The organism is Pantoea sp. AG1095, from assembly GCF_003208415.1.
Lineage (GTDB): Bacteria > Pseudomonadota > Gammaproteobacteria > Enterobacterales > Enterobacteriaceae > Pantoea > Pantoea leporis.
Genome location: NZ_QKMJ01000001.1, coordinates 490,261 through 512,262, shown reverse-complemented (window position 1 = coordinate 512,262; position 22,002 = coordinate 490,261). Strand labels below are relative to the sequence as shown.

The 22,002-nt window shown below is 55.4% G+C and carries 23 protein-coding genes; 6 read left to right on the top strand and 17 right to left on the bottom strand.

The features are described from left to right. Positions 1-5: 5 nt before the first annotated feature. Genes DEU53_RS02490 through yceD form a run of 4 tightly spaced genes read right to left on the bottom strand, consistent with a single transcriptional unit; the run spans position 6 to position 2,733 of the window. Positions 6-959, bottom strand: coding sequence for a beta-ketoacyl-ACP synthase III (locus DEU53_RS02490; protein ID WP_110865925.1), 954 nt, complete (start codon positions 957-959; stop codon positions 6-8). After that, positions 960-2,000: a phosphate acyltransferase PlsX gene (gene plsX, locus DEU53_RS02485; protein WP_008103068.1), complete on the bottom strand. Its 1,041-nt coding sequence runs from the start codon at positions 1,998-2,000 to the stop codon at positions 960-962. Positions 2,001-2,026: 26 nt separating this feature from the next. After that, on the bottom strand, positions 2,027-2,197 hold the full coding sequence (rpmF, locus tag DEU53_RS02480; protein ID WP_007885783.1) for a 50S ribosomal protein L32: 171 nt from the start codon (positions 2,195-2,197) through the stop codon (positions 2,027-2,029). A gap of 14 nt (positions 2,198-2,211) precedes the next feature. After that, the gene (yceD, locus tag DEU53_RS02475) at positions 2,212-2,733 is read right to left on the bottom strand and encodes a 23S rRNA accumulation protein YceD (RefSeq protein ID WP_007885785.1); all 522 of its coding nucleotides are present in this window, start codon (positions 2,731-2,733) and stop codon (positions 2,212-2,214) included. Positions 2,734-2,873: 140 nt separating this feature from the next. On the opposite strand from yceD, the gene DEU53_RS02470 reads away from it, so the two are divergent. Next, on the top strand, positions 2,874-3,458 hold the full coding sequence (locus DEU53_RS02470) for a nucleoside triphosphate pyrophosphatase (protein ID WP_110865924.1): 585 nt from the start codon (positions 2,874-2,876) through the stop codon (positions 3,456-3,458). Positions 3,459-3,469: 11 nt separating this feature from the next. Here DEU53_RS02470 and rluC read toward each other — a convergent pair whose 3' ends face one another. Beyond that, the gene (rluC, locus tag DEU53_RS02465) at positions 3,470-4,426 is read right to left on the bottom strand and encodes a 23S rRNA pseudouridine(955/2504/2580) synthase RluC (protein ID WP_110865923.1); all 957 of its coding nucleotides are present in this window, start codon (positions 4,424-4,426) and stop codon (positions 3,470-3,472) included. 301 nt (positions 4,427-4,727) lie between these two features. Here rluC and DEU53_RS02455 point away from each other — a divergent pair, with 301 nt between their 5' ends. After that, positions 4,728-4,934, top strand: coding sequence for a hypothetical protein (locus DEU53_RS02455; RefSeq protein ID WP_101760841.1), 207 nt, complete (start codon positions 4,728-4,730; stop codon positions 4,932-4,934). 64 nt (positions 4,935-4,998) lie between these two features. Further along, on the top strand, positions 4,999-8,262 hold the full coding sequence (rne, locus tag DEU53_RS02450) for a ribonuclease E (protein ID WP_110865922.1): 3,264 nt from the start codon (positions 4,999-5,001) through the stop codon (positions 8,260-8,262). Positions 8,263-8,432: 170 nt separating this feature from the next. Here rne and flgL read toward each other — a convergent pair whose 3' ends face one another. From flgL to flgB, 11 genes are all read right to left on the bottom strand, one after another. Then, positions 8,433-9,401, bottom strand: coding sequence for a flagellar hook-associated protein FlgL (flgL, locus tag DEU53_RS02445; protein ID WP_110865921.1), 969 nt, complete (start codon positions 9,399-9,401; stop codon positions 8,433-8,435). A gap of 18 nt (positions 9,402-9,419) precedes the next feature. Beyond that, a complete protein-coding gene (flgK, locus tag DEU53_RS02440) occupies positions 9,420-11,063 on the bottom strand; it encodes a flagellar hook-associated protein FlgK (RefSeq protein ID WP_110865920.1) in 1,644 nt (547 codons plus the stop codon). Between the two features lie 118 nt (positions 11,064-11,181). Beyond that, positions 11,182-12,123 carry a flagellar assembly peptidoglycan hydrolase FlgJ gene (gene flgJ / locus DEU53_RS02435; protein ID WP_110865919.1) on the bottom strand — a complete coding sequence of 314 codons (942 nt, stop codon included), beginning with the start codon at positions 12,121-12,123 and terminating at the stop codon, positions 11,182-11,184. Beyond that, positions 12,123-13,229 (bottom strand): flagellar basal body P-ring protein FlgI, encoded by a 1,107-nt coding sequence (locus DEU53_RS02430; protein WP_101760846.1) that lies wholly within the window; start codon positions 13,227-13,229, stop codon positions 12,123-12,125. Before DEU53_RS02430 ends, flgJ begins: the two co-directional genes overlap by 1 nt. A 12-nt stretch (positions 13,230-13,241) precedes the next feature. Continuing rightward, positions 13,242-13,952, bottom strand: a complete 711-nt coding sequence (locus DEU53_RS02425; protein ID WP_097094260.1) for a flagellar basal body L-ring protein FlgH — start codon at positions 13,950-13,952, stop codon at positions 13,242-13,244. A 60-nt stretch (positions 13,953-14,012) separates the two neighbouring features. Continuing rightward, positions 14,013-14,795, bottom strand: coding sequence for a flagellar basal-body rod protein FlgG (gene flgG / locus DEU53_RS02420; RefSeq protein WP_007885801.1), 783 nt, complete (start codon positions 14,793-14,795; stop codon positions 14,013-14,015). Positions 14,796-14,812: 17 nt separating this feature from the next. Beyond that, on the bottom strand, positions 14,813-15,571 hold the full coding sequence (locus DEU53_RS02415) for a flagellar basal body rod protein FlgF (RefSeq protein ID WP_101760847.1): 759 nt from the start codon (positions 15,569-15,571) through the stop codon (positions 14,813-14,815). A 20-nt stretch (positions 15,572-15,591) separates the two neighbouring features. Next, positions 15,592-16,854, bottom strand: a complete 1,263-nt coding sequence (gene flgE / locus DEU53_RS02410; RefSeq protein ID WP_110865918.1) for a flagellar hook protein FlgE — start codon at positions 16,852-16,854, stop codon at positions 15,592-15,594. A 25-nt stretch (positions 16,855-16,879) separates the two neighbouring features. Further along, the gene (flgD, locus tag DEU53_RS02405; protein WP_110865917.1) at positions 16,880-17,551 is read right to left on the bottom strand and encodes a flagellar hook assembly protein FlgD; all 672 of its coding nucleotides are present in this window, start codon (positions 17,549-17,551) and stop codon (positions 16,880-16,882) included. 12 nt (positions 17,552-17,563) lie between these two features. Beyond that, positions 17,564-17,968 (bottom strand): flagellar basal body rod protein FlgC, encoded by a 405-nt coding sequence (gene flgC / locus DEU53_RS02400; protein WP_064740862.1) that lies wholly within the window; start codon positions 17,966-17,968, stop codon positions 17,564-17,566. A 2-nt stretch (positions 17,969-17,970) separates the two neighbouring features. Continuing rightward, the gene (gene flgB, locus DEU53_RS02395; protein ID WP_008103091.1) at positions 17,971-18,384 is read right to left on the bottom strand and encodes a flagellar basal body rod protein FlgB; all 414 of its coding nucleotides are present in this window, start codon (positions 18,382-18,384) and stop codon (positions 17,971-17,973) included. A 153-nt stretch (positions 18,385-18,537) separates the two neighbouring features. On the opposite strand from flgB, the gene flgA reads away from it, so the two are divergent. The 3 genes from flgA to flgN all read left to right on the top strand — a co-directional run bounded on the left by flgA (position 18,538) and on the right by flgN (position 20,045). Next, entirely contained in the window at positions 18,538-19,197 is a 660-nt protein-coding gene (flgA, locus tag DEU53_RS02390; RefSeq protein ID WP_110865916.1) for a flagellar basal body P-ring formation chaperone FlgA, read from the top strand. A 105-nt stretch (positions 19,198-19,302) separates the two neighbouring features. Next, the gene (flgM, locus tag DEU53_RS02385) at positions 19,303-19,608 is read left to right on the top strand and encodes a flagellar biosynthesis anti-sigma factor FlgM (RefSeq protein WP_101760851.1); all 306 of its coding nucleotides are present in this window, start codon (positions 19,303-19,305) and stop codon (positions 19,606-19,608) included. Between the two features lie 5 nt (positions 19,609-19,613). Next, a complete protein-coding gene (gene flgN, locus DEU53_RS02380) occupies positions 19,614-20,045 on the top strand; it encodes a flagellar export chaperone FlgN (RefSeq protein WP_110865915.1) in 432 nt (143 codons plus the stop codon). 298 nt (positions 20,046-20,343) lie between these two features. Here the strand turns inward: flgN and murJ are convergent, their stop codons facing one another. Continuing rightward, a complete protein-coding gene (gene murJ / locus DEU53_RS02375) occupies positions 20,344-21,882 on the bottom strand; it encodes a murein biosynthesis integral membrane protein MurJ (RefSeq protein ID WP_101760853.1) in 1,539 nt (512 codons plus the stop codon). Positions 21,883-22,002: the final 120 nt, after the last annotated feature.

Below are 22,002 nucleotides of genomic sequence, written 5' to 3'. Positions count from 1 at the left end.
GTCAATCAAAAGCGAACCAGCGCAGAACCCCAGGTGAAACCACCACCAAAGGCTTCCAGCAGAATCAGTTGTCCTGGCTTGATACGGCCATCGCGCACCGCTTCGTCAAGTGCACTTGGCACTGACGCGGCCGAGGTATTACCGTGACGATCCAGCGTGACCACAACTTTCTCCATGCCCATACCGAGCTTTTTGGCGGTTGCGCTAATAATGCGCAGATTCGCCTGATGCGGCACCAGCCAGTCGAGCATTTCACGATCAAGATTGTTGGCTTGCAGAGTTTCATCCACAATGTGCGCCAGTTCAGTCACGGCCACTTTGAAGACTTCATTCCCCGCCATCGTCAGATAAGCAGGCTCATCCTGATGGGCACGATCCTGATACGGCAGCGTCAGCAGTTTGCTGTAACGGCCGTCGGCGTGCAGATGGGTAGAAAGGATGCCTGGCTCTTCGCTTTGACTCAGCACCACCGCGCCCGCGCCATCACCAAACAGAATGATGGTGCCGCGATCGTTAGGATCGAGCGTACGTGCCAGCACGTCTGCACCGATCACCAGCGCATGTTTTACCGCACCATTTTTAATGTATTGATCGGCAACGCTCAGTGCATAGGTGAAGCCCGCACAAGCAGCGGCCAAATCGAAGGCAGCGCAATCGTTAATCTCCAGCATTTGCTGGATCATGCATGCTGAACTTGGGAAGGCATGGCTGGAAGAGGTGGTCGCCACAATGATCAGGCCAATTTCGCTCGCATTCACACCCGCCATTTCCAACGCGCGCTGTGCTGCGGTGAAGCCCATAGTAGCAACGGTTTCTTCCGGAGCGGCAATACGACGCTCACGGATGCCGGTACGGGTGACAATCCACTCGTCCGTCGTCTCGACCATTTTTTCCAGATCCGCATTGGAGCGAATCTGCTCAGGCAAATAGCTGCCCGTACCGATAATTTTGGTAAACATCTACGCTTTGTCACTCCTGGCTAATACAGTGTCAAGGCGCGCCGCAATCCTTTCAGGGACTTGCTTTCGCACCGTCTGCTCTGCCTGCTCTATCGCCACGGCAAATGCACGTTGATTCGCCGCACCGTGGCTTTTGATCACTGTCCCGCGCAATCCTAACAGACAAGCGCCATTGTACTGGTCGGGGTTGAGATGGCCGAAACGCTTCGCCAGACGCTTTTGAATCCAGCGTCCCAGCAATGTTAGCCACCAGGCCCGTTTTTTTCCTTCCTCTGACGATTTAATCAGAGAGAGGAACATTCTTACCACGCCTTCCATGGTCTTCAACGTGACGTTACCAACGAAGCCATCACAAACCAGCACATCCGTCTTGCCGGTGAGGAGATCGTTCCCCTCAAGATATCCAATATAGTTGATTTGCGGTGACGCTCGCAGCACCGCAGATGCGGCGCGGATTGTTTCCAATCCTTTGGTCTCTTCCTGACCAATATTCAGCAGCGCAACACGCGGCTGGGCGATCTCCAATACTTCTTCGGCCATCACTGCGCCCATGATCGCAAACTGCACCAGCATGGCGCTGTCGGATTCAACGTTAGCGCCGAGATCCAGCACCACCGTTTTGCCATGCTGCTGATGCGGCAACACCGTCATCAACGCCGGACGCTCAATGCCATCCAGCGGTTTTAATAGCATTTTCGCCAGGCCCATCAGTGCGCCGGTATTTCCCGCACTGACACAGGCTTGTGCTTTCCCCTCTTTGACCAACTCTAACGCCACACGCATGGAACTGCCGCGGCTGTTACGAATCGCCTGAGAAGGTTTGGCATCACTTGCAATAACCGATTCGGCAGGAATAACCTGCACACGCCTCTGTAACGAGGAATCCGCTTTGGCAAGAAATGACGAGATGATGTCGGGATCGCCGACCAGAAGAAGAACCAGCTCCGAATGAGAGGCCAGTGCCTGCAAGGCTGCAGGCACTGTCACGCAAGGACCGAAGTCCCCGCCCATGGCATCAACTGCCAGGGTCAAACGTGTCAAGGTATCGCCTTGTGTAATCGCGAGGATTACTTGGTGATAACCTTGCGACCGCGGTAGTAACCATCCGCAGTGATATGGTGACGCAGATGAGTTTCGCCAGAAACTTTATCTACTGACAGAGCAGCAGTGGTCAGCGCATCGTGTGAACGACGCATACCACGCTTAGAACGGGTTGGTTTATTCTGTTGTACGGCCATGGACCTTACTCCTATTACTTACGCTTTAAACTGGCTAATACGGCAAAGGGATTTGGTTTTTCTGCCTCTGGAGGCAATTGACCAAATACCATGTCCGCGTCGGACACTTCACAGTGTTCAGAATCATGCACCGGAACCACGGGCAGCGCGAGGATGAGCTCATCTTCGATCACTGCCAGCAAGTCGATCTCACCAAAATCATTGACATCAACTGGCTCGTAGGCTTCCGGTAGTGCCTCGGCCTGTTCATCAGAAGAGACAGGACTGAAGCAATAGCTTACGTGAACATGACGTGGAAACGACTGGTTGCAGCGTTGACATGACAGAGTCACCTGCACTTCGGCTGTTCCTTGCAGAACGGCGAGGCGCTGGTTATCAACCGCAAACGACATATCGCATTCAACTTCACTGTCCACACTCACGACCGTTTCGGCCAAGCGCGCCACCAATTCAGGTGCATAAACACCATGATAATCAAGGCGTTTTTGCGCGGCGCGGACCGGATCGAGCGTCAGGGGTAATTTTACCTTTTGCATAGGGCGCGCATATTAACTTTGTAACGTCATAGAGTCAAAGAAAAAGGCCGGTTTACGGCATCTTTCACCCGTTAGTCGCATCCAGTGCGGCGCATAGTTTAAAATGACTGTCATCTTTACGCTATCTATTCTGAAAAAAAATGACGACACCTTTGGTTTTAGCTTCTACCTCCCCTTTTCGTCAGGCGCTGCTAAGCAAACTGGGCCTGCCTTTTATTACCGCCGCTCCCGATTGCGACGAATCCCCGCTGCCGCATGAATCAGCCTCCGAGCTGGTGCAGCGGCTGGCATTAGCCAAAGCGCAGGCGCTGGCCGCACGTTACCAGGACCGCTGGATTATCGGTTCCGATCAGGTTTGTGTATTGAATGGCGAGATAACCGGTAAACCGCATACCGTGGAGAAGGCCTGCCAGCAACTCGCGGCCGCCAGCGGCAACGCCATCACCTTTTATACTGGCCTGGCGCTTCTGCAACCGCAGAGCGACACCCAATCGGTTATTTGCGAACCCTTTACCGTGCATTTCCGCGAGTTGAGTGCCGAAGAGATTCGCGGCTACGTCGAAAAGGAACAACCGCTACAATGCGCCGGCAGCTTCAAAAGCGAAGGATTGGGGATTTGTTTATTTGACAGGCTAGAGGGTCGCGATCCTAATACCTTGATTGGCTTACCGCTGATCGCGCTAAATGAGATGTTAAGAGCGGTGGGCATCAACGCATTGTGTTGATGCCCCTTCAATCAGTCTTTCTTCTGACGCAGCTGTGCAAGACAGTGTTTCAGTGCGCCATCCAGTGGCGCTTCCATGCGCAGCACTTCTCCGGTATTGGGATGGGTAAAGGTCAACGCAGCCGCATGCAAGAACAGACGCGACAAGCCCGTCGAACCCAGCTGTGCATCAAAGTCGCGGTCGCCGTAACGATCGTCAAAAGCGATCGGATGGCCACCGTGCAGCGTATGCACACGAATCTGATGGGTACGGCCCGTCACCGGGCTGGCTTTCACTAAGGTCGCGAAACCAAAACGCTCTTCTACTTTAAAGCGCGTCTCGGAAGGTTTGCCCTCCGCACTCACGCGCACCACGCGTTCGCCGCTCTGCAAAATGTTCTTTAACAGCGGAGCCTGCACCACTTTCAGATGCGACGGCCAGTCACCGCGCACCAGCGCCAGGTAATCCTTCTGCATGCCCTTTTCGCGCAGTTGCTCATGCAGCGAGCGCAAAGCAGAACGCTTCTTCGCCACCAGCAGAATGCCAGAAGTATCACGATCCAGACGATGGACTAACTCAAGGAAACGCGCTTCCGGACGCAGCGCACGCAGCCCTTCAATCACGCCAAAACTTAACCTGCTGCCACCGTGCACCGCAGTGCCCGACGGTTTATTCAGCACCATCAGGTAATCATCTTCATACAGAATGGCATTGGTGAGCGCCGCCACTTTATCCAGTTTCGGTGAAACCGTGTTCTCTTCGCGTTCGGCAACCCGCACCGGCGGAATACGCAGCTCGTCGCCATCCTCCAGCTTATATTCCGGTTTCACGCGCTTTTTATTTACCCGTACTTCGCCTTTACGCAAAATGCGATAAATCATGCTTTTCGGCACGCCCTTGAGCTGGGTGCGCAAAAAGTTATCAATTCGTTGTCCGGCATTTTCAGCCGTGATGGCGACATACTGTACGCCGGGATTCTCTGTTTTCATGGCGGCGATTCTAATTAGTGTACCTGGATAGCGCCACCCCTTTTTCTGTGCTTAACTCTCTCTTTGTCGCGTATTGAAACGGTGAAAATGGCGACATTTTCAGCGATGCGATGATTAGCCCTGCAAATTAACAGGTTATGGATGAATAAACTTCTCAGCTTGGCAAAAGTCGCCTTGCTTAATGTGAGTTAGCAATGGAATAATGCAGGGGTTTCTGCCCTGGAAAGATTCAGGCAGGAAAAAGAGCGAAATAAGTCATTTTGCCGGATTTAACGGACACGCAGCAATGGCGTAAGACGTAATGTTAAATCAGGCACTTAGCGGGCTGCGGGTTGCGGCCTGGACGACAGACCAGGATGTGTGGATTTTTGAATACTCTGTAACATTTCCACCTTCAGGCGCTGGATTTCCTTATGAAAAACAGGCCACCGACAAGATTTGCGCCCCTTTAGCCGCCGACAACCGTGAGGTTGACGTCAGTGCATTAAGACACGGGGCCATCGGTTGATTCTCGTCCAGGGTAACGATGCCCGCAGCTAGATCACTCATGTGAGAATAACGAGTAAGTCACGATGAAAAGAATGTTAATTAACGCAACTCAGCAGGAGGAGTTGCGCGTTGCCCTGGTTGATGGACAACGTCTGTACGATCTGGATATTGAAAGTCCTGGACACGAACAGAAAAAAGCCAACATATACAAAGGTAAAATCACCCGCGTTGAACCCAGCCTTGAAGCTGCATTTGTCGATTATGGTGCAGAACGTCACGGTTTCCTCCCTCTGAAAGAAATTTCCCGCGAATACTTCCCCGCCAATTACAACGCACATGGTCGTCCGAATATCAAAGATGTGCTGCGTGAAGGTCAGGAAGTTATCGTTCAAATTGATAAAGAGGAACGCGGTAATAAAGGTGCAGCACTCACCACCTTTATTTCCCTGGCCGGTAGCTATCTGGTATTGATGCCGAACAACCCACGTGCCGGTGGTATTTCACGCCGCATTGAGGGCGACGACCGTACCGAATTAAAAGAAGCACTTTCCGCACTGGAACTTCCAGACGGCATGGGATTGATCGTCCGCACTGCGGGCGTGGGTAAATCTGCCGAATCACTGCAGTGGGATCTCAGCTTCCGTATGAAGCACTGGGAAGCCATTAAGAAAGCCGCAGACAGCCGCCCAGCGCCTTTCCTGATCCATCAGGAAAGCAACGTTATCGTGCGCGCCTTCCGCGACTATCTGCGTCAGGATATCGGTGAAATCCTTATCGATAATCCAAAAGTACTGGAACTGGCCCGTCAGCACATTGCTGCACTGGGTCGTCCGGACTTCAGCAGCAAAATCAAACTCTACACCGGTGAAATCCCGCTGTTCAGCCACTACCAAATCGAATCGCAGATTGAATCCGCCTTCCAGCGTGAAGTGCGTCTGCCATCAGGCGGATCGATTGTTATCGATAGCACCGAAGCCCTGACGGCGATTGATATCAACTCCGCACGCGCTACTCGCGGCGGTGATATCGAAGAAACCGCGTACAACACCAACCTGGAAGCGGCCGATGAGATTGCTCGCCAATTGCGTCTGCGCGATCTCGGCGGCCTGATTGTTATCGATTTCATCGACATGACGCCAGTGCGCCACCAGCGCGCGGTGGAAAATCGTCTGCGTGAAGCGGTACGTCAGGATCGTGCGCGTATTCAGATCAGCCACATTTCACGCTTCGGCTTGCTGGAGATGTCGCGTCAGCGTCTGAGCCCGTCACTGGGTGAATCCAGCCATCACGTCTGCCCACGCTGCAGCGGAACCGGCACCATCCGTGATAACGAATCGCTGTCGCTGTCTATTCTGCGTCTGATTGAAGAAGAAGCGCTGAAAGACAACACCAAAGAAGTGCATGCCATTGTTCCGGTTCAGGTCGCCTCTTACCTGCTGAACGAAAAGCGTGATGCCGTTAGCGCCATCGAAAAACGCCAGGGCGGTGTGCGTGCCATCATCGTGCCAAACGATCAGATGGAAACGCCACACTACTCGGTACTGCGTGTTCGTACTGGCGAAGAGACGCAAACGCTGAGCTATCACTTACCGAAACTGCACGAAGCGGAAATGGCGCTGCCTTCTGAAGAAGAGCACGCTGAGCGTCGTCGTCCGGAGCAGCCAGCACTGGCCGCCTTCGCGATGCCTGATGCGCCGCCTGCGCCGGTTGAAGTGGTGAAAGAGTCTCAGCCAGCAGCAGAAGTGAAAACCAAACCAGCAGTTGCTGCGCCTGCAGTAACCAACACGGGTTTCGTGGCTCGCCTGCTCAGTGGCTTGAAGAAACTGTTTGCCGGTGATGCGCCTGCTGCGGCGCCTGCTGAAACTAAGCAGGAAACCCCAGCCGTTGTTGCTGCTGAATCTGAAAACACCCAGCAGCGTGGCGAACGTCGTAACAATAACAACCGTCGCAACAACCGTCGTGAACGTACGCCGCGTAATGGCGAGAACGGTCAGGTGCGCGAAGGTCGTGAACCGCGCGAGCCGCGTGAAGCACGTGAGCCACGTGAAGCCCGCGAACCGCGTGATAACCAGGACAACCGTCGTAACAAGCGTCAGAACGAGCCGCGTGAAGCGCGTCCAGTGCTGAGCGATGAAGCGCTTGAGCAACGTGATGAGCAGCAGCAACAGCGCCGCGAACAGCGTGCCGATCGCCAGCGTCGTCGTCAGGAAGAAAAACGTGCTCAGCAGCAGGATCAGAAAGCCGCTGAACCGGTTGTTCAGGCGCCTGCGGTTGACGAAAACGTTGAGCACGAAGAAGAACGCGTTCAGGTCATGCCGCGTCGTAAGCAGCGTCAGCTGTCACAGCGCGTGCGTGTTGGCGAAACGCCTGACATCACTGTCGAAGCGCCGGTGGTTCATGATGCTGCCGTTGAAACTGCGCCGCGTGCTCAGTACAAAGAGCATCCTGAAGCCAGCAATGACGAGCAAGATGATAGCGATAACCGTGATAGCGCCAATATGCCGCGTCGTTCACGTCGTTCACCGCGTCACCTGCGCGTAAGCGGTCAGCGTCGTCGTCGCTATCGTGACGAGCGTTACCCAACGCAGTCTGCAATGCCGCTGGAATCTGCTGCTGCTTCACCAGAAATGGCGTCAGGCAAAGTGTGGATCTCTTACCCGGTTGCGCTAGCGCAGGAAGAGTACAGCACGCAAGATGCGATGCATGAAGTGTCGGATTACGGTTACCAGCAAACACCGGATGCCGAGACTCAACCCGCTGACGCTGTTGAACCGGCCGTTGAGCAGGTTGCCGCTGAAGAAGCCGTACATCAGGTTGAACCGCAGGCGCACACCGATGTGCCCGTGGTGAATACGGATGACGTCACGCCGATTGCCGCGCCCGTTAACGAAGAGCCATCAGTGATCTCTGCTGCTGACGAACAGGTTGCACAGGAAACCGCGGCTGAAGCGGAACCGGCTGCCGTGGCTGAAGAAGCGAAGCCTGAAGTAAGCGAAGTGGCTGCAGTTGCTGAACAGGCGCCGGTGGATGTATCGCCAGCCGTTGAAGCTCAGGTTGAAGACGTGCTGGCTGCGCCAGTCGCGGCTGAAGCCGAAGTCACGCCAGTCACTGAACCTCATGCGCCGGTTGCAGCACGTGATACCGCAGTAACCACGGTTGAGACGCGCTTCAAGCATCACGCGACTGCACCGATGACCAAAGCACCAGCACCGGCGTGGGAACCAGAACCGGTTCGCAACAGCGACTGGGTCCGTCCAGCCTTTGGCTTCGAGGGCCGCGGCTCAGCCGGTGGTCACAGCGCGACGCATCAGGCAACCGCACCGGCAACCCGTCCGGAAAGCGCGTAACCTCTGGCAAGTCAGTCAACATCAAACCCCGGCCAGTCCGGGGTTTTTTATTGCCTGCAGGCGGCATTTATGGCGACCTGAATAACAGGCAAAAAAAATCCCACAGCCCCGAAAGGCGGTGGGAGAAACTAAGCGCACCCGGTTAAAGTACGCTCAAAGGTTCAGGTCAATTACGAATTAAGCTGGAACAGTGACAGCTTCGACATATCGGTAAAGGTCTTATACGAAGCTTGCAAGGCGGTTTGTTGCATGGTGTAGCTTGAAATGGCTTGGGTGTAATCAACCTGCACCAGATCCGTCATTTGCGATGCCATAATGGTGTCACGGTCATCACCCTGAGCGTCCAGCGTATCGAGTTCAGCCAGCTGTGAGCCCACGGCTGAACGCACTGCCAGCACGTTGTTCAAGGAGTTGCTCAAGCCACGGTTGGTTTTATCCATGGCATCCTGGAAAACCTGCTTGGTTGCATCATCAGCATCATCCTGCGGCGTTTTTAACGCTGCAATTGCACTATCGAGCATGTTAAACAGATTGGTCTCGCTGGGACTGCCGTCCGGCTCGGCTTTCGCGTTGCTGGTTATCGACATAAATACTGACGATCCTGTGCTACTCACCGCCATCGTGCGACCATCATCGACTTTCTGCGTAATGGCATCCGCGCCACCCACATAAGTGACACCGGCCGGCGCACCGGCATCGCTGAAAGGTGCGACATCAGTCTGATAGCCCGCAAAAATGTATCGTCCATTACCATCACGGCTATTGGCCTGGTTAAGTAATTGTGAGCGAATGCCTTCTAATTTGGTGGCAATAGAAGCACGGTCATCGTCGCTCAGCGTACCGGTAGAACCATACACAATCATGGTTTGCGCATCCTGGATGCTGCTGGTCACGCTGGAGAGTGCGTTCTCTTCCATCGACAAGCTCTGATCGGCAAAGCTGCGTGCCGTGGCATATTGGGTACTTTTCGCCTGCGATTGCGAAAGCACGACGGCACGTGAGGCGGCGATAGGATCATCTGAAGGATTGCTGACGCGCAGTCCGCTAGAGAGTTGCTCACCTACTTTTAACCAGGAAGCTTGCGAATCGGTGATCCCGCGCACCTGCTGGTTGAAAATCATATTGGTACTAAGACGCATGGTTTTTATCCTCTATGCTTAGCCGCGGATGCCCATCAGCGCATTAAAAATGGTACTCGCTGTTTGCAGCACTTGCGCGTTCGCCATATAGAACTGCTGATACTTAGTCAGATTCGAATACTCTTCATCAAGGTTGACCCCGGATACTGACTGCTGGCGATCGCTGAGCTGTGTCACCACGTTCTCCTGAGTGGTGCTGGCGGTTTTTAATGTACTGGTTTTATTACCGACGGTGCTGACAATGCTGGCGTAAGCCTGGGCGATGGTCGCATTACCATTCACCAGCTTGCTATCCTGCAGATCCAACAATTTCTGCGCGTTACGGTTATCACTTTCACCGCTGGTTGCGCTGGATGCTGCAGCAATTTGCGACTCATCGGTGATCGCGACCGACATGCCCGCAATGACGTTCTGGACCGGTTTGACCAGGAAACTGTCTTTCGCGTTAGGCGCGGGTGAGGTGCTCACCGTCAGTTTCAGGCCATCAAAGTTGAGGGTGCCGTCGGTCGCATCTGGCGTAACGCTAAACTTCACGTTGTCAGACATGCGGGTCACCGACCAGTTGCTGCCATCATAACTTACGGTGTAGTTAGAGGCTTTCATCGCGCTGGTGTCTGACCATGCCGCCGTAACGGTAGCCGCTGAGGTATTTTTGCTGTTACCCACCACGGTTGGCGAACCGATATTAAAGAAGTTGCCCCCCTGGTCGCCGTTGCTGTCATAACCTTCGCTGTGCACAGTATTGAAGCTGGTGGTGAACGCTGCCGCTAACTGGCCGAGCTGATTTTGCGCGGTATCCAGATCCTGGGTGCGGAACGCCAGCAAACCGCCGAGTGAACCGGTGGTTAGCGTCTTTTCAGGGATCTCAACGTTACCCGCCTGCTTATCGACATAACCGACGGTGGTACGTGTTGAATCGCTGCTGGACGGCATCGCCACTAAGCTGGTGGAGTTTTTACCATTCACCAACGTCACACTGCCCATCGAGACAATATAGCTGCCGTCCTGCTGGGATACGTTCACGCCCACCACATTGTTCAGGCTATTCACCAGCTGATCGCGCTGATCCAGCAAATTGTTCGGCGCCGCGCCACCACCGGTGGTCAGTTTGGCAATCTGGCTGTTCAGGTCGGCAATCTGGCTGGTGAAGGTGTTGATCTGATCGACGTTCGAGGCGATATCCGTATTAACGCTGTTCTGCATATTGTTGAGATACTGCGCGGTGGTCTGGAATTGGTTCACCAGGCCTTGTGCGTAGCTCAGCATTGACTGACGCGCCGACGGGTCGTTGGCGTTACTCACCACGTTCTGCACGTTGGTGAAGAAGCTTTGGATTGAGGTCGACAAGCTGGTGGTCGACGTCGACAGCAGATCGTCAATGTTGGAAATTTGGTTGTATTGCGTGTTCACTGCGCTGTAATTGGCGCTGGAGCCACGCAATTGCGCAGTAATGAACTCATCGTATTCACGCTGTACGCCGGAGAGCGTTACACCGTTGCCGTAATAGCTGTTGCCCTGCAAGGTGCTGTTCGACTGCGACAAAATCGCCGTCTGACGCGAATAGCCCGCTACCGTGTAATTACTGATGTTGTTACTGGTGGTGCTTAATGCAGCCTGTGCGGCGCTCAGCCCACTCATCGCTGAGTTAATTATGCTTGACATCTCGGTTCCTTAATTTCCCGTTAACCGGGCTGGCAGTCATCAGTGCGATTGCGCGGACGAGGACGCCCGCGGCATGTGATTGTTATCGGCGTGCTTAAGTGAAACTTGAGAGCAAAAATCAGAACAAATCGGTGATGTCGTTGCTGTACGCCTTCACCACTTTTTTGCCCATGTTTTTGAATTGCTGGATCATTCCCACCAGTTTCTGCGCATACTTTGGATCGGTGGCGTAACCGGCGGCTTGCAAGGCACGCGCGCCCTGCTCGGCACTCGGTGCGTTGGCAACGGCGGCATAACGAGGATTATTGGACAGCAGTTTGACGTAATCGCTGAGCGCTTCCATATAGGAACCATACACACGGAAACTGGCGCGCACTTTCTTCGCTGCCCCGCCTTCGTATTCGGTGGTCATGATATCGGTGGTTTCGCCCTTCCAGTCGCCGCTCGCCTTGATGCCAAACACGTTGTAACTCGGCTTGCCGTCACGCGTCAGAATCTGTCGCTGGCCCCAGCCGGATTCCAGTGCGGCCTGCGCCAGAATCAGGTGATGCGGAATACCGCTCTGCTGGCTGGCGACCTGCGCCGGCTGCGCCAGCTGCGCGATAAAGTCGTTGCTGTCGCTCGGCAAACTGCTGGGCGAGACCGGCAAACGCGGCACCGCCTTACGCACCATCTGCTCCAGCTGATTCGACGGCAGGTTGCTATAGATGAAGCTGTTATCCAGCTTCATCGGCACCGTACCGGCGGTTTCGTCCGGCTCCTGAGCGGGCTGCATCTGCTTAACGATGATATCGGCCATGCCGAGACCACGTTTGCCGATGTCCTGCGCAATCTGCTGATCGTACATCGAGGTGAAAAGCCGCGTCTGATCGTTGCTCAGCAGGCCATCCTGCGGCAGCGCTGCACGCATGCTTTTCATCATCATCTGCACGAACATCCCTTCCACCTGTTTGGCCACCTGCATCGCCTTCCCTTTCGGGTCGGCGGCGGCTTCACGTTTAAGGTCGTTCAGCGAGCGGCTGTCGTACGCCGCATTCACCAGCGATTGCGTATCGTTCATCAGATAATTTCCAGTTTGGCGCGCAAGCAGCCTGCGCTTTCCATCGATTGCAAAATCGACATCAGCTCAATCGGTGACGCACCCAGCGCATTCAGTGCACGTACCACATTATTGAGGTTGGCGCTGGCGTTAACCCGTTGCAGCGCGCCGCCACTCTGACGCAGATCGATCTGGGTATTGTTGGTGGTCACAGTCTGCCCACCCGCCAATGGCGTATCCGGCTGACTGACGTTCTGCTGCTGATTGACGGTAACCGACAGATTGCCCTGCGCCACCGCACAGGTGTTGAGCGTCACTTCGCGGTTCATCACCACCGAACCGGTACGTGAGTTAATAATCACCTTGGCATCTTCGAGCGGCACCGCAACATCAAGGTTCTGAATTTCGGCCAGCAGACGCACCTGAGAACTGTTATTAGGCGAGACGCGAATCTGCACAGTACGGGCATCCAGCGGCTGCGCCGAACCAATCCCACGGCTGTTGATGGCGTCGGCAATGCGCTGCGCCATGCTGAAATCTTCATTATTCAGCTGCAGGTTAATGGTGTTCTGGCTACCAAAGTTGCTTTGCAGTTCACGCTCTACCGTGGCACCGCCGGTAATGCGGCCACCGTTCAGCTGGTTAACCTGCACGCTGCTGCCACCGGCTGAAGCGCCGGCACCGCCGACCAGAATGTTACCCTGCGCCAGCGCATAAACCTGGTTATCGACGCCTTTCATCGGCGTCATCAGCAGCGTACCGCCGCGCAAACTCTTGGCGTTACCCAGCGAAGAAACCACCACATCAACGGTTTGCCCCTGACGCGCAAAGGTTGGCAGCTTGGCGGTCACCATCACGGCCGCTACGTTTTTCAGCTGCATATTGGTGCCAGCCGGCACAGTAATGCCGAGCTGGGAGAGCATGTTGCTCACGGTTTGGGTGGTGAACGGCGTTTGGGTGGTCTGGTCACCGGTACCATCAAGGCCCACCACCAAACCGTAACCGATCAGCTGGTTGTCGCGCACGCCCTGTACGGAGGTCAGATCGCGGATGCGGTCAGCATGCGCCAGTAAGCTGAAACCGAGCAGCATGCCAAGGCTCAGGCGGAGCAGAGTCGTCATATTCATTGTTACTACCTCTTACATCGGCGAGACGTTCAGGAAGAAACGCTGGAACCAGCCCATCGTCTGCGCTTCATTGATATAACCATTTCCGACGTACTCAATACGTGCATCGGCCACCTGCGTTGACAGCACCGCGTTGCTGGCGCTGATGGTGCGTGGGTTAACCACGCCCGAGAACCGGATAAATTCGGTGCCCTGGTTAATTTCGATCTGTTTCTCACCCACCACGCGCAGGTTGCCGTTCGACAACACCTGATTGACGGTGACGGTGATGGTGCCCGTAAAGGTGTTGTTGGCCGTCGCACCACCTTTACCAGCGAAGTCATTTTTGCCATTGGCATCCAGCGTGGCTTTTTCGCCACCGGCACCCACCAGACCGCTCAGGCCGGTTGGTACACCCGTCACACCAAAGCTGTTGCTGCCATCGCGGCTGGCATTGGCCGAAGAACTTTTGCTGGCGCTGACGTTTTCCTGCAAGGTGATCGTCAATGTATCGCCAATGTTGCGTGGACGACGATCCTCAAACAGTGGCTGATAGCCGTAGTTCAGCGGTGCGACGCCCTGAAAAATGGAACCGTTCACCACCGGCGGTGCGGATGGCGTCGGCTCTGCCGTAGTCGATCCCTGTACCAGTGGTGTGCGCGGAACCAGCGCACAACCGTTAAGCGTGAGTAGCAGCGTGGCTACCAACCAATGACCAGGCTTGAGAATCACTTGCTTCGCCACTTTTTGACCTTCTTCATGTTGCTTAATCAGGCCAGCGGAGCTGGCCCAACGACACCAGCATTACAGCTGGGTTAATTTCGCCAGCATCTGATCGGAGGTGCTGATCGCTTTACTGTTGATCTCGTAGGCGCGCTGCGTCTGAATCATGGTGACCAGCTCTTCCGCCACGTTGACGTTCGAGGTTTCGACATAACCCTGATACAGCAGACCCGCGCCGTTCTGGCCTGGCGTACTCTGCGTCGCCGCACCGGATGCCTGCGTCTCCTGATAGAGGTTTTCACCCTGGCTGTTCAGACCCGCATCGTTCATAAAGGTGCTCAGCGTCAGCTGACCGACCTGCGCCGGGTTGGTCTGGCCCTGCTGCGTTACGCTCACCACGCCATCGCGCGAGATCGTGATGCTGGTGGCGTTGGCCGGAATAGTGATGCCTGGCTGTACCGGATAGCCGGCGTTAGTCACCAGCTGACCGTTCTGGTCAACCTGGAATGAACCATCACGGGTATACGCCGAGGTGCCGTCCGGCATCTGCACTTCGAAATAACCCTGGCCGTTAATCGCCACGTCTTTCGAGTTGCTGGTCTGCGACAGGTTACCCTGCTGATGCAGACGTTCAGTGGTGACAGGACGCACACCGGTACCTATCTGCAAACCAGACGGCAGCGTGGTTTGCTCCGACGACTGGGTGCCCGGCTGACGCAGGGTTTGGTACATCAAATCTTCGAATACCGCGCGCGAACGTTTAAAGCCGTTGGTGCTTACGTTCGCGAGGTTGTTGGAGATGACGTCCATGTTGGTTTGCTGAGCGTCAAGACCGGTTTTGGCGATCCATAAAGAACGAATCATGGTGTTTTCCTTACGCCTTAGCTGCTCATGTTGAGCAAGCTGTTAGCTTTTTGTTCGTTTTCATCGACGTTGGAGATCACTTTCATCTGCATCTCAAAACGTCGGGCGTTGGCGATCATATCGACCATGGTTTCCACCGGCTTGACGTTACTGCCCTCCAGCACGCCGGGCATCACCGTCATGGTGGCATCATTTGCCAGCGCAGCGCCGCGCGTCGCCTGGGTTTGCTGATTAGGACGGAACATGCCGTCATCACCGCGTTGCATCTCTTTACCGGTGGCGCGCACCAGCTTCAGGCGACCAATCTGCACCGTGGCATTGGGTGCATCACCGGCGTTACGCGAGGTGATGGTCCCGTCTGCCGCGATGGTCAATTCAGCGCCTTGCGGGATGGCGATCGGACCCCCATCGCCCATTACGGGATTGCCCTGAATAGTCAAAATACCGGTCGCGCTGATCTGCATATTGCCGTTGCGGGTATAAGCTTCGGTACCGTCAGCGGCACGCACTGCCAACCAGCCGTCCTGCGCAACGCCCACATCCAGCGTGCGGCCGGTGTTGTCCATCGAGCCCGGTGACATATCGGCGCCCGGCGTGGAAGCGGCAACCAGCGTACGCGTCGGCAGCGACCAGCCGCTGACCGGCACCGCGCGCAACGCGTTGAGCTGAGCACGAAAGCCTGGCGTTGAGGCGTTGGCGAGGTTGCTGGCCGTTACCGACTGCTGATCCAACGTCTGACTGGCCGCGCCCATGGCGGTATATATTGCGTGATCCATAAAGCAATCCCGTTAGCGAATTAACGTAAGTTAACCAGGGTGTTAAGAATCTGGTCCTGAGTTTTGATGGTCTGGCTGTTGGCCTGATAGTTACGCTGCGCAACGATCATGTTCACCAGCTCTTTGCTCATATCGACGTTGGACGCTTCCAGCGCACCTGAAGTCAGGTTGCCGTAAGTACCGGTGCCTGCCAGACCAGTGGCGGCCTGACCTGATGAGCTGGTGGCAGACCAGACGTTGTCACCTTCAGACTTCAGACCTTCCGGGTTAGAGAAACTCGACAAGACAATTTGTCCCAGAAGTTGGGTTTTCTGGTTGGAGTAGGTGCCAGTAATGGTGCCGTCATCATTGATGGTGTAGCTGGTGAGATCGCCAGGCTGATAACCGTCTTGCGTTGGGTTACCAAAAGTGGTCGCACCGGTGTTTTGCTGCAGGCTACCCAACATGCTCAGGCTGATGTTCATGCCATTCGCCCCGTTGGTGCCGTCCACAACCAGGTTTGCCAGGGAAGCGCTGGTGTCAGCAACACCCGTTGCAGTGATTTTCCCCACCTGCGTCAGCTTACCGTTAGCATCAAATTGCATCTGATAACCCAGGTTGTCACCGCCCGCAGTATTACCAACTTCATTACCGGTGGTGGAGTCAACCATATGCACGGTCCAGGTGTTATCCGCCGTTTTGATGTAGTACATGTCTAACTGGTGATCGTTACCCTGCGTGTCGTACACCGTCATGGTGGTTTTCGCGTTGTAGCTATCAACGTTGGACTTATCAAACGGAGTGACCGTCGGGGTGGTGCTGGTGGAGTTCAGGTTGGCAACCTGGGTAGCTGTTGTTGTTGCACGTGCCCCCATCTGCGTGGTTGGAATACTCAGCGCCACTGGGTTGGCACCGGTCTGAATGGTTGGCGGTGTGCCGCTGGCCGGATAGCCGGTGACGTTCAGACCCTGGGTGTTCACCAGGTTACGGTTGGCATCCAGCGTGAACTGGCCGTTACGGGAATAGAACACGCCGCCGCTGGCGTCGGTCATGCGGAAGAAACCGTTGCCGCTCAGTGCCACATCCAGTCCACGACTGGTTGACGTTGTACTTCCATCACCAAAGTCCTGAATGACGGCGGCAACTTTGGTACCCAAACCCACGTTAGAGCCGGCAAACATATCGGCAAAAGCAATGGTGCTGGATTTAAAACCGGCTGTGGCGGAGTTGGCGATGTTGTTACCAATCACATCCAGATTGCTGGAGGCAGCATTGAGGCCGCTCACCGCTTGTGAAAAAGACATGTAATCTCTCCTGCTAAAAGGTTAATCAGAGAATCTGACGAATTTCATCGAGGGTTGCGGAGCCCATGGTGCCGAGATCCAGTTTTGTGGTGCCATCAGTGGTGCTGACGCCATTGACGTAGGCATAGTTCAGCGGCTGCGCCACCAGTTGCGTGCTGCCATTGCTGGCGGCCAGCGAAACAGAATATTTGCCATCCGCGGCGGTAGAACCGTCATCCAGCTTGCCGTCCCACGAGAAGGTGTGGACGCCAGAGCTCAGTTTGCCGAGGTCAATGGTGCGGACCGTGGCGCCGTTACTGTCTTTAATCGTGACACTGGTGGCCGTGGACGCTGTCGCCAGCTCAATGCCAAACGGCGTAGTCGTACCGCTGCCCACCAATACCTGCGAACCATTGACCATCACACCGTGACCAATCAGCGTTGAACTCTGCAGCGACTGGCTGGTAGTGATCTGGCCGGAGATGGATCCCAGCGTGGTATTCAGCTTTTCAATACCGCTCAGGGTGTTGATCTGTGCCAACTGCGTGGTGAGCTGGCTGTTATCCATAGGATTAGTGGGATCCTGGTTTTTCAGCTGCGCCACCAGCATGTTCAGGAACTGATTCTGCAGGTCGGCGGAAGAGTTACCGCTCGAAGCGCTACTGGAGGTCAGTACCGTTGGGTCCAGACTGTCTTTAATTCCTACTGCTACGCTCATATTCGTTCTCCGTTACTGACCGATAGTGAGAGTTTTCATCATCATTGACTTCACCGTGTTCAGCACTTCAACGTTGGCCTGGTAGCTGCGCGACGCGGACATGGTGTTAACGGTTTCGGACACCACATCAACGTTTGGCATCTTGACGTAGCCCTTCTGATCCGCCAGCGGATTGCCCGGGTCGTACACCAGTTTTGCCGGGGTAGGATCGTTCACCACGCCAGCGACCTTCACGCCGCCGGTGGCTGCACCTTGTGCGGCGTCGGTCTGGAAAATCACCTGCTTCGCCACGTAAGGCTGGCCATCTGGGCCGGTCACGCTGTCGGCGTTGGCCAGGTTACTGGCGCTGACGTTGAGGCGCTGTGATTGCGCTGTCATCGCAGAACCGGCGATATCAAAGATATTCAGCAATGCCATGCTTATTGCCCCTGCAGAACGCTCATCATGCCTTTGATCTGGCTACTGATGAGGGTGAGATCGGTTTGGTATTTCAGGCTGTTATCAGCAAACTGCGTACGTTCGCGATCCATATCCACGGTGTTGCCATCCGCGGCGGGTTGATCGGGAATGCGGTACAGCAGATCCAGTGACGGCTGAGAGTTGGTTTGCGCTTCAATGTGGCGTGAGGACGTCACATTCAGCGCCAGACTGCTGCCTTCGGCGCGACCGTTTTGCATCACCTTGCTCAGCTGGCTGGCAAAGTCGATATCCCGCGCCTGGTAGCCCGGGGTATCGGCGTTGGCAATGTTTGACGCCAGGATTTCCTGACGCTGAGCACGTAGGTTTAACGCTTCAGTACCAAATCGCAGCGCGGCATCGAGTTTGTCGAGCATGCTTCCTCCGCGAATGAGAATTTCGAGCTGACAGCTTAAGTGGACAAATGCAAGGGTGATCGTCTGAATAGCAGCAAAAATGACGGCTATTTTTGACATTGATTTTTTTGCGCGAGGCGTAGACTCAGTGCCATCTTCTCGTCAGGAGGCGTTATGCGCAGATATTCCACCTTGCTAGCCATACTTTTGCTGGCACTGGCGCTACCCAGTTCTGCTGCGGACCTTACCGCGCAGTTGACCCAATTTTTTAAAGCGCGCGACCCACAACATGCCGCCGGCATGACGGTGGTGTTGCGTACGCCACAGGCGCAGTGGCCAAACTGCGAAACCCCTGAACTGCAGCTGCCGGGCAATAGCCGTCAGTGGGGCAACATCAGCATCGCCGCCAACTGCGATCAAAATCGTCGTTTCCTGCAGGTTCAGGTGCAGGTCACCGGGCAATATCTGGTGGCGAGCCGTCAGGTGGCGCGCGGCAGCAATCTCAGCCCGACGGACGTGCGTCTGGCAACCGGACGCCTCGATGAACTGCCAGCACGCGCATTGATGGACAGCAGCGGCGTCGTCGATGCGGTCGCGCTGCGCGATATCCCGCCAGGACAGCCGGTCACCGCCACCATGGTACGTCAGCCGTGGCGCGTAAAAGCCGGTCAAAATGTGATGGTAGTCGCCAGTGGAAACGGGTTTAATGCCAGCAGCGAAGGACGTGCGCTGAACAACGCCAGCGCGGCACAAATGGTGCGCGTGAGGATGGGAAATGGTCAGGTTGTCAGTGGTCGCGTCGACGCGGATGGGAATATTCTGATATCGCTATAAAGCGTTAAAGAACCCTGTTGTTCTGCCGATAGAGATATCAACAAAGACATTACCCTATGCTGACTCAGTTGGCTGACCCCCAACTGACCTTACAGGAGCCTTACCATGAGCATCGACAGAACGCAGCCTACGAATCCGGTTAGCACTGTTCAAACACGCGACAATAACGATAACAGCAGCAAAGTGCGTCAGAGCGCGACGCCAGCAGCCAGCACCACCAGCGAAAGCGGTGCGGAAGTGAAGTTGAGTACCGCGCAGGCGCAACTGATGCAGCCTGGCAGCAAAGATATTAATACAGCGCGCGTTGAGCAGCTGAAGACGGCCATTCGTAATGGCGAATTGAAAATGGATACCGGTAAGATCGCCGACGCGCTGATCGCCGATACCAAGGCGTATTTAGAGGGTAACTAATCCCAATGGACCATCTGCTGATCACCTTAGACAAAATGCAGGACGTGCTGACATCCCTTGCGGTGGTAATGGATGAAGAACAACAGCAACTTTCTGCCAGCCAGATCAATGGCAACCTGCTGCAGCGTATTTCTGAAGATAAAAGCGCGCTGCTGACGACGTTGAATTATCTGGACGAGATGCGCCGCACCACCGAGAAAACGCTCGGCACGCAGGCGCCCTATGGTGATCACAGCGATCGCGAAAGCCGCTGGATGCGTATTCAGCAACACACGCGCCGCTTGCGCGATGCCAATACGCATAACGGGATTTTGTTGCAGCATCAAATTGGCTACACCAATGAAGCATTGGCCGTGTTGCGACCCCACCAAACCCAGGCGTTTTATGGCCCGGATGGTTTGGGTAAAGGTCAGGCGACGCTAAGTCGTAAAGGGTAGAAAATGTGGGTTTGAAGAGGCTGCTATCTTTTGGGATGGCGGCCTTTTTGTTGTGCTTTTAAGCACAGCGCACCAGTGATAAGCAGCAGACGGAAGTTTGTTTTGGGCAGGCATCCGCAGCGCTGAACGGAGAAAGGAAGCCAGGATTTGCCCGCAGGACGCGGGCGAAAGGCTCAGCCGGGACAAGGAAGTCCCGTCTGAGCCGGTCCGTCAGGCTGACGTACGCAGTGAAGGTACCGCGAAGCGGCGCGAGGACCGCCGGACCAAAACAAACTTCCGTCTGCGTGGGAGCATAATTTTATACCAGCGTGCGGCGCGCGAAGTCGCGCGGGCGGAAGCCGAGCAGACCAAGCATCACAAAGTATGCGCCGCCGCCAATGGCGCAGACCGCCGCCAGACGAATCAGGCGCCACCACATCTGCCCCTCTTCCCAAGCCGGCATCACCTGCAGAATGCCAAACAGTGCTGCGGCCATTACCACTACGGCAATCAGCAAACGGGTCAGGAAACTGAACCAGCCAGGCTGCGGCTGGAAGATATCCTGCTTACGCAGTTGCCAGTACAGCAGCGCCGCATTCAGGCAAGCGGCCAGACCGATCGACAGCGACAAACCGGCATGTTTGAGCGGGCCGATAAACGCCAGGTTCATCAGCTGCGTCACAATCAGCGTCACAATGGCAATTTTCACCGGAGTTTTAATGTCCTGACGAGAATAGAAGCCGGGTGCCAGCACTTTCACCACGATCAGCCCCATCAAACCCACTGAATAGGCAATCAGCGCGCGCTGCGTCATCAGGGCATCAAACGCGGTGAATTTTCCGTACTGGAACAGCGCGACCGTCAGCGGCCCGGACAAAATGCCCAACGCCACCGCGCTCGGCAGCGCCAGCAGGAAGCAGAGGCGCAGGCCCCAATCCATCAACCGTGAATACTCTTCCTGATTACCGCTGGCAAAACTCTTTGCCAGCGAGGGCAGCAAAATGGTGCCCAGCGCGACGCCCAGCACGCCGGAAGGAAACTCCATCAGGCGATCGGCGTAATACATCCACGAAACCGAACCGGAAACCAAAAAGGAGGCGAAAATGGTGTTGATGATCAGTGAAATCTGGCTCACCGACACGCCGAGGATCGCCGGCCCCATTTGACGCATTACGCGCCATACGCCCGCATCGCGCAGATTCAGACGTGGCAAAACCAGCATGCCAATCTTCTTCAGATGCGGCAACTGATAGAACAGCTGCAACACGCCGCCGACCACCACGGCCCACGCCAGCGCCATCACCGGCGGATTAAAATGCGGCGCAGCGAAGACAGCAAAACCAATCATGCTGATGTTCAGCAGCGTCGGCGCAAACGCCGGCACGGAAAACCGGTTCCAGGTATTGAGGATCGCGCCCGCCAGCGAGGCCAGCGAGATCAGTAGAATATAGGGAAAGGTGACGCGCAGCAGTGCGCTGGTTAAGGCAAATTTATCGGCGGTATCGGCAAAGCCTGGCGCCGTCACCACAATCACCCAAGGCGCAGCGATCATCCCTAACACGGTTACCACCGCCAGCACCAGCGTCAGTAAACCGGAGACGTAAGCGACAAAAACGCGCGTGGCATCTTCGCCCTGCTTGCTTTTATATTCCGCGAGGATCGGCACGAACGCCTGAGAAAACGCGCCTTCAGCGAAGATACGGCGCAGCAGGTTCGGCAGTTTGAAGGCAACAAAGAAGGCATCGGTTGCCATTCCTGCGCCGAAAACGCGCGCCACAATGGCATCGCGGGCAAAGCCCAGTACGCGGGAAAACAAGGTCATCGAACTGACCGCAGCCAGCGATTTCAACAAATTCATATTGAGTGGCGCATCCTGAAAAGTGTCGGAGAAATGAGCGACTTAGCGCGGACATCCCGTGATGTCCGGCGATAGTCTACTGCCACGGCGGGAAATGACCAGCATTGAGTGTTACAAGGA

Bases quoted from the DNA above. Each gene is read 5' to 3' on its own strand.
- DEU53_RS02490 (WP_110865925.1), bottom strand. From the start codon at position 959: ATGTTTACCAAAATTATCGGTACGGGCAGCTATTTGCCTGAGCAGATT.
- rpmF (WP_007885783.1), bottom strand. From the start codon at position 2,197: ATGGCCGTACAACAGAATAAACCAACCCGTTCTAAGCGTGGTATGCGT.
- yceD (WP_007885785.1), bottom strand. From the start codon at position 2,733: ATGCAAAAGGTAAAATTACCCCTGACGCTCGATCCGGTCCGCGCCGCG.
- DEU53_RS02470 (WP_110865924.1), top strand. From the start codon at position 2,874: ATGACGACACCTTTGGTTTTAGCTTCTACCTCCCCTTTTCGTCAGGCG.
- rluC (WP_110865923.1), bottom strand. From the start codon at position 4,426: ATGAAAACAGAGAATCCCGGCGTACAGTATGTCGCCATCACGGCTGAA.
- DEU53_RS02455 (WP_101760841.1), top strand. From the start codon at position 4,728: ATGTTAAATCAGGCACTTAGCGGGCTGCGGGTTGCGGCCTGGACGACA.
- rne (WP_110865922.1), top strand. From the start codon at position 4,999: ATGAAAAGAATGTTAATTAACGCAACTCAGCAGGAGGAGTTGCGCGTT.
- flgL (WP_110865921.1), bottom strand. From the start codon at position 9,401: ATGCGTCTTAGTACCAATATGATTTTCAACCAGCAGGTGCGCGGGATC.
- flgK (WP_110865920.1), bottom strand. From the start codon at position 11,063: ATGTCAAGCATAATTAACTCAGCGATGAGTGGGCTGAGCGCCGCACAG.
- flgJ (WP_110865919.1), bottom strand. From the start codon at position 12,123: ATGAACGATACGCAATCGCTGGTGAATGCGGCGTACGACAGCCGCTCG.
- DEU53_RS02430 (WP_101760846.1), bottom strand. From the start codon at position 13,229: ATGAATATGACGACTCTGCTCCGCCTGAGCCTTGGCATGCTGCTCGGT.
- flgG (WP_007885801.1), bottom strand. From the start codon at position 14,795: ATGATTCGTTCTTTATGGATCGCCAAAACCGGTCTTGACGCTCAGCAA.
- DEU53_RS02415 (WP_101760847.1), bottom strand. From the start codon at position 15,571: ATGGATCACGCAATATATACCGCCATGGGCGCGGCCAGTCAGACGTTG.
- flgE (WP_110865918.1), bottom strand. From the start codon at position 16,854: ATGTCTTTTTCACAAGCGGTGAGCGGCCTCAATGCTGCCTCCAGCAAT.
- flgD (WP_110865917.1), bottom strand. From the start codon at position 17,551: ATGAGCGTAGCAGTAGGAATTAAAGACAGTCTGGACCCAACGGTACTG.
- flgC (WP_064740862.1), bottom strand. From the start codon at position 17,968: ATGGCATTGCTGAATATCTTTGATATCGCCGGTTCTGCGATGACAGCG.
- flgB (WP_008103091.1), bottom strand. From the start codon at position 18,384: ATGCTCGACAAACTCGATGCCGCGCTGCGATTTGGTACTGAAGCGTTA.
- flgA (WP_110865916.1), top strand. From the start codon at position 18,538: ATGCGCAGATATTCCACCTTGCTAGCCATACTTTTGCTGGCACTGGCG.
- flgM (WP_101760851.1), top strand. From the start codon at position 19,303: ATGAGCATCGACAGAACGCAGCCTACGAATCCGGTTAGCACTGTTCAA.
- flgN (WP_110865915.1), top strand. From the start codon at position 19,614: ATGGACCATCTGCTGATCACCTTAGACAAAATGCAGGACGTGCTGACA.
- murJ (WP_101760853.1), bottom strand. From the start codon at position 21,882: ATGAATTTGTTGAAATCGCTGGCTGCGGTCAGTTCGATGACCTTGTTT.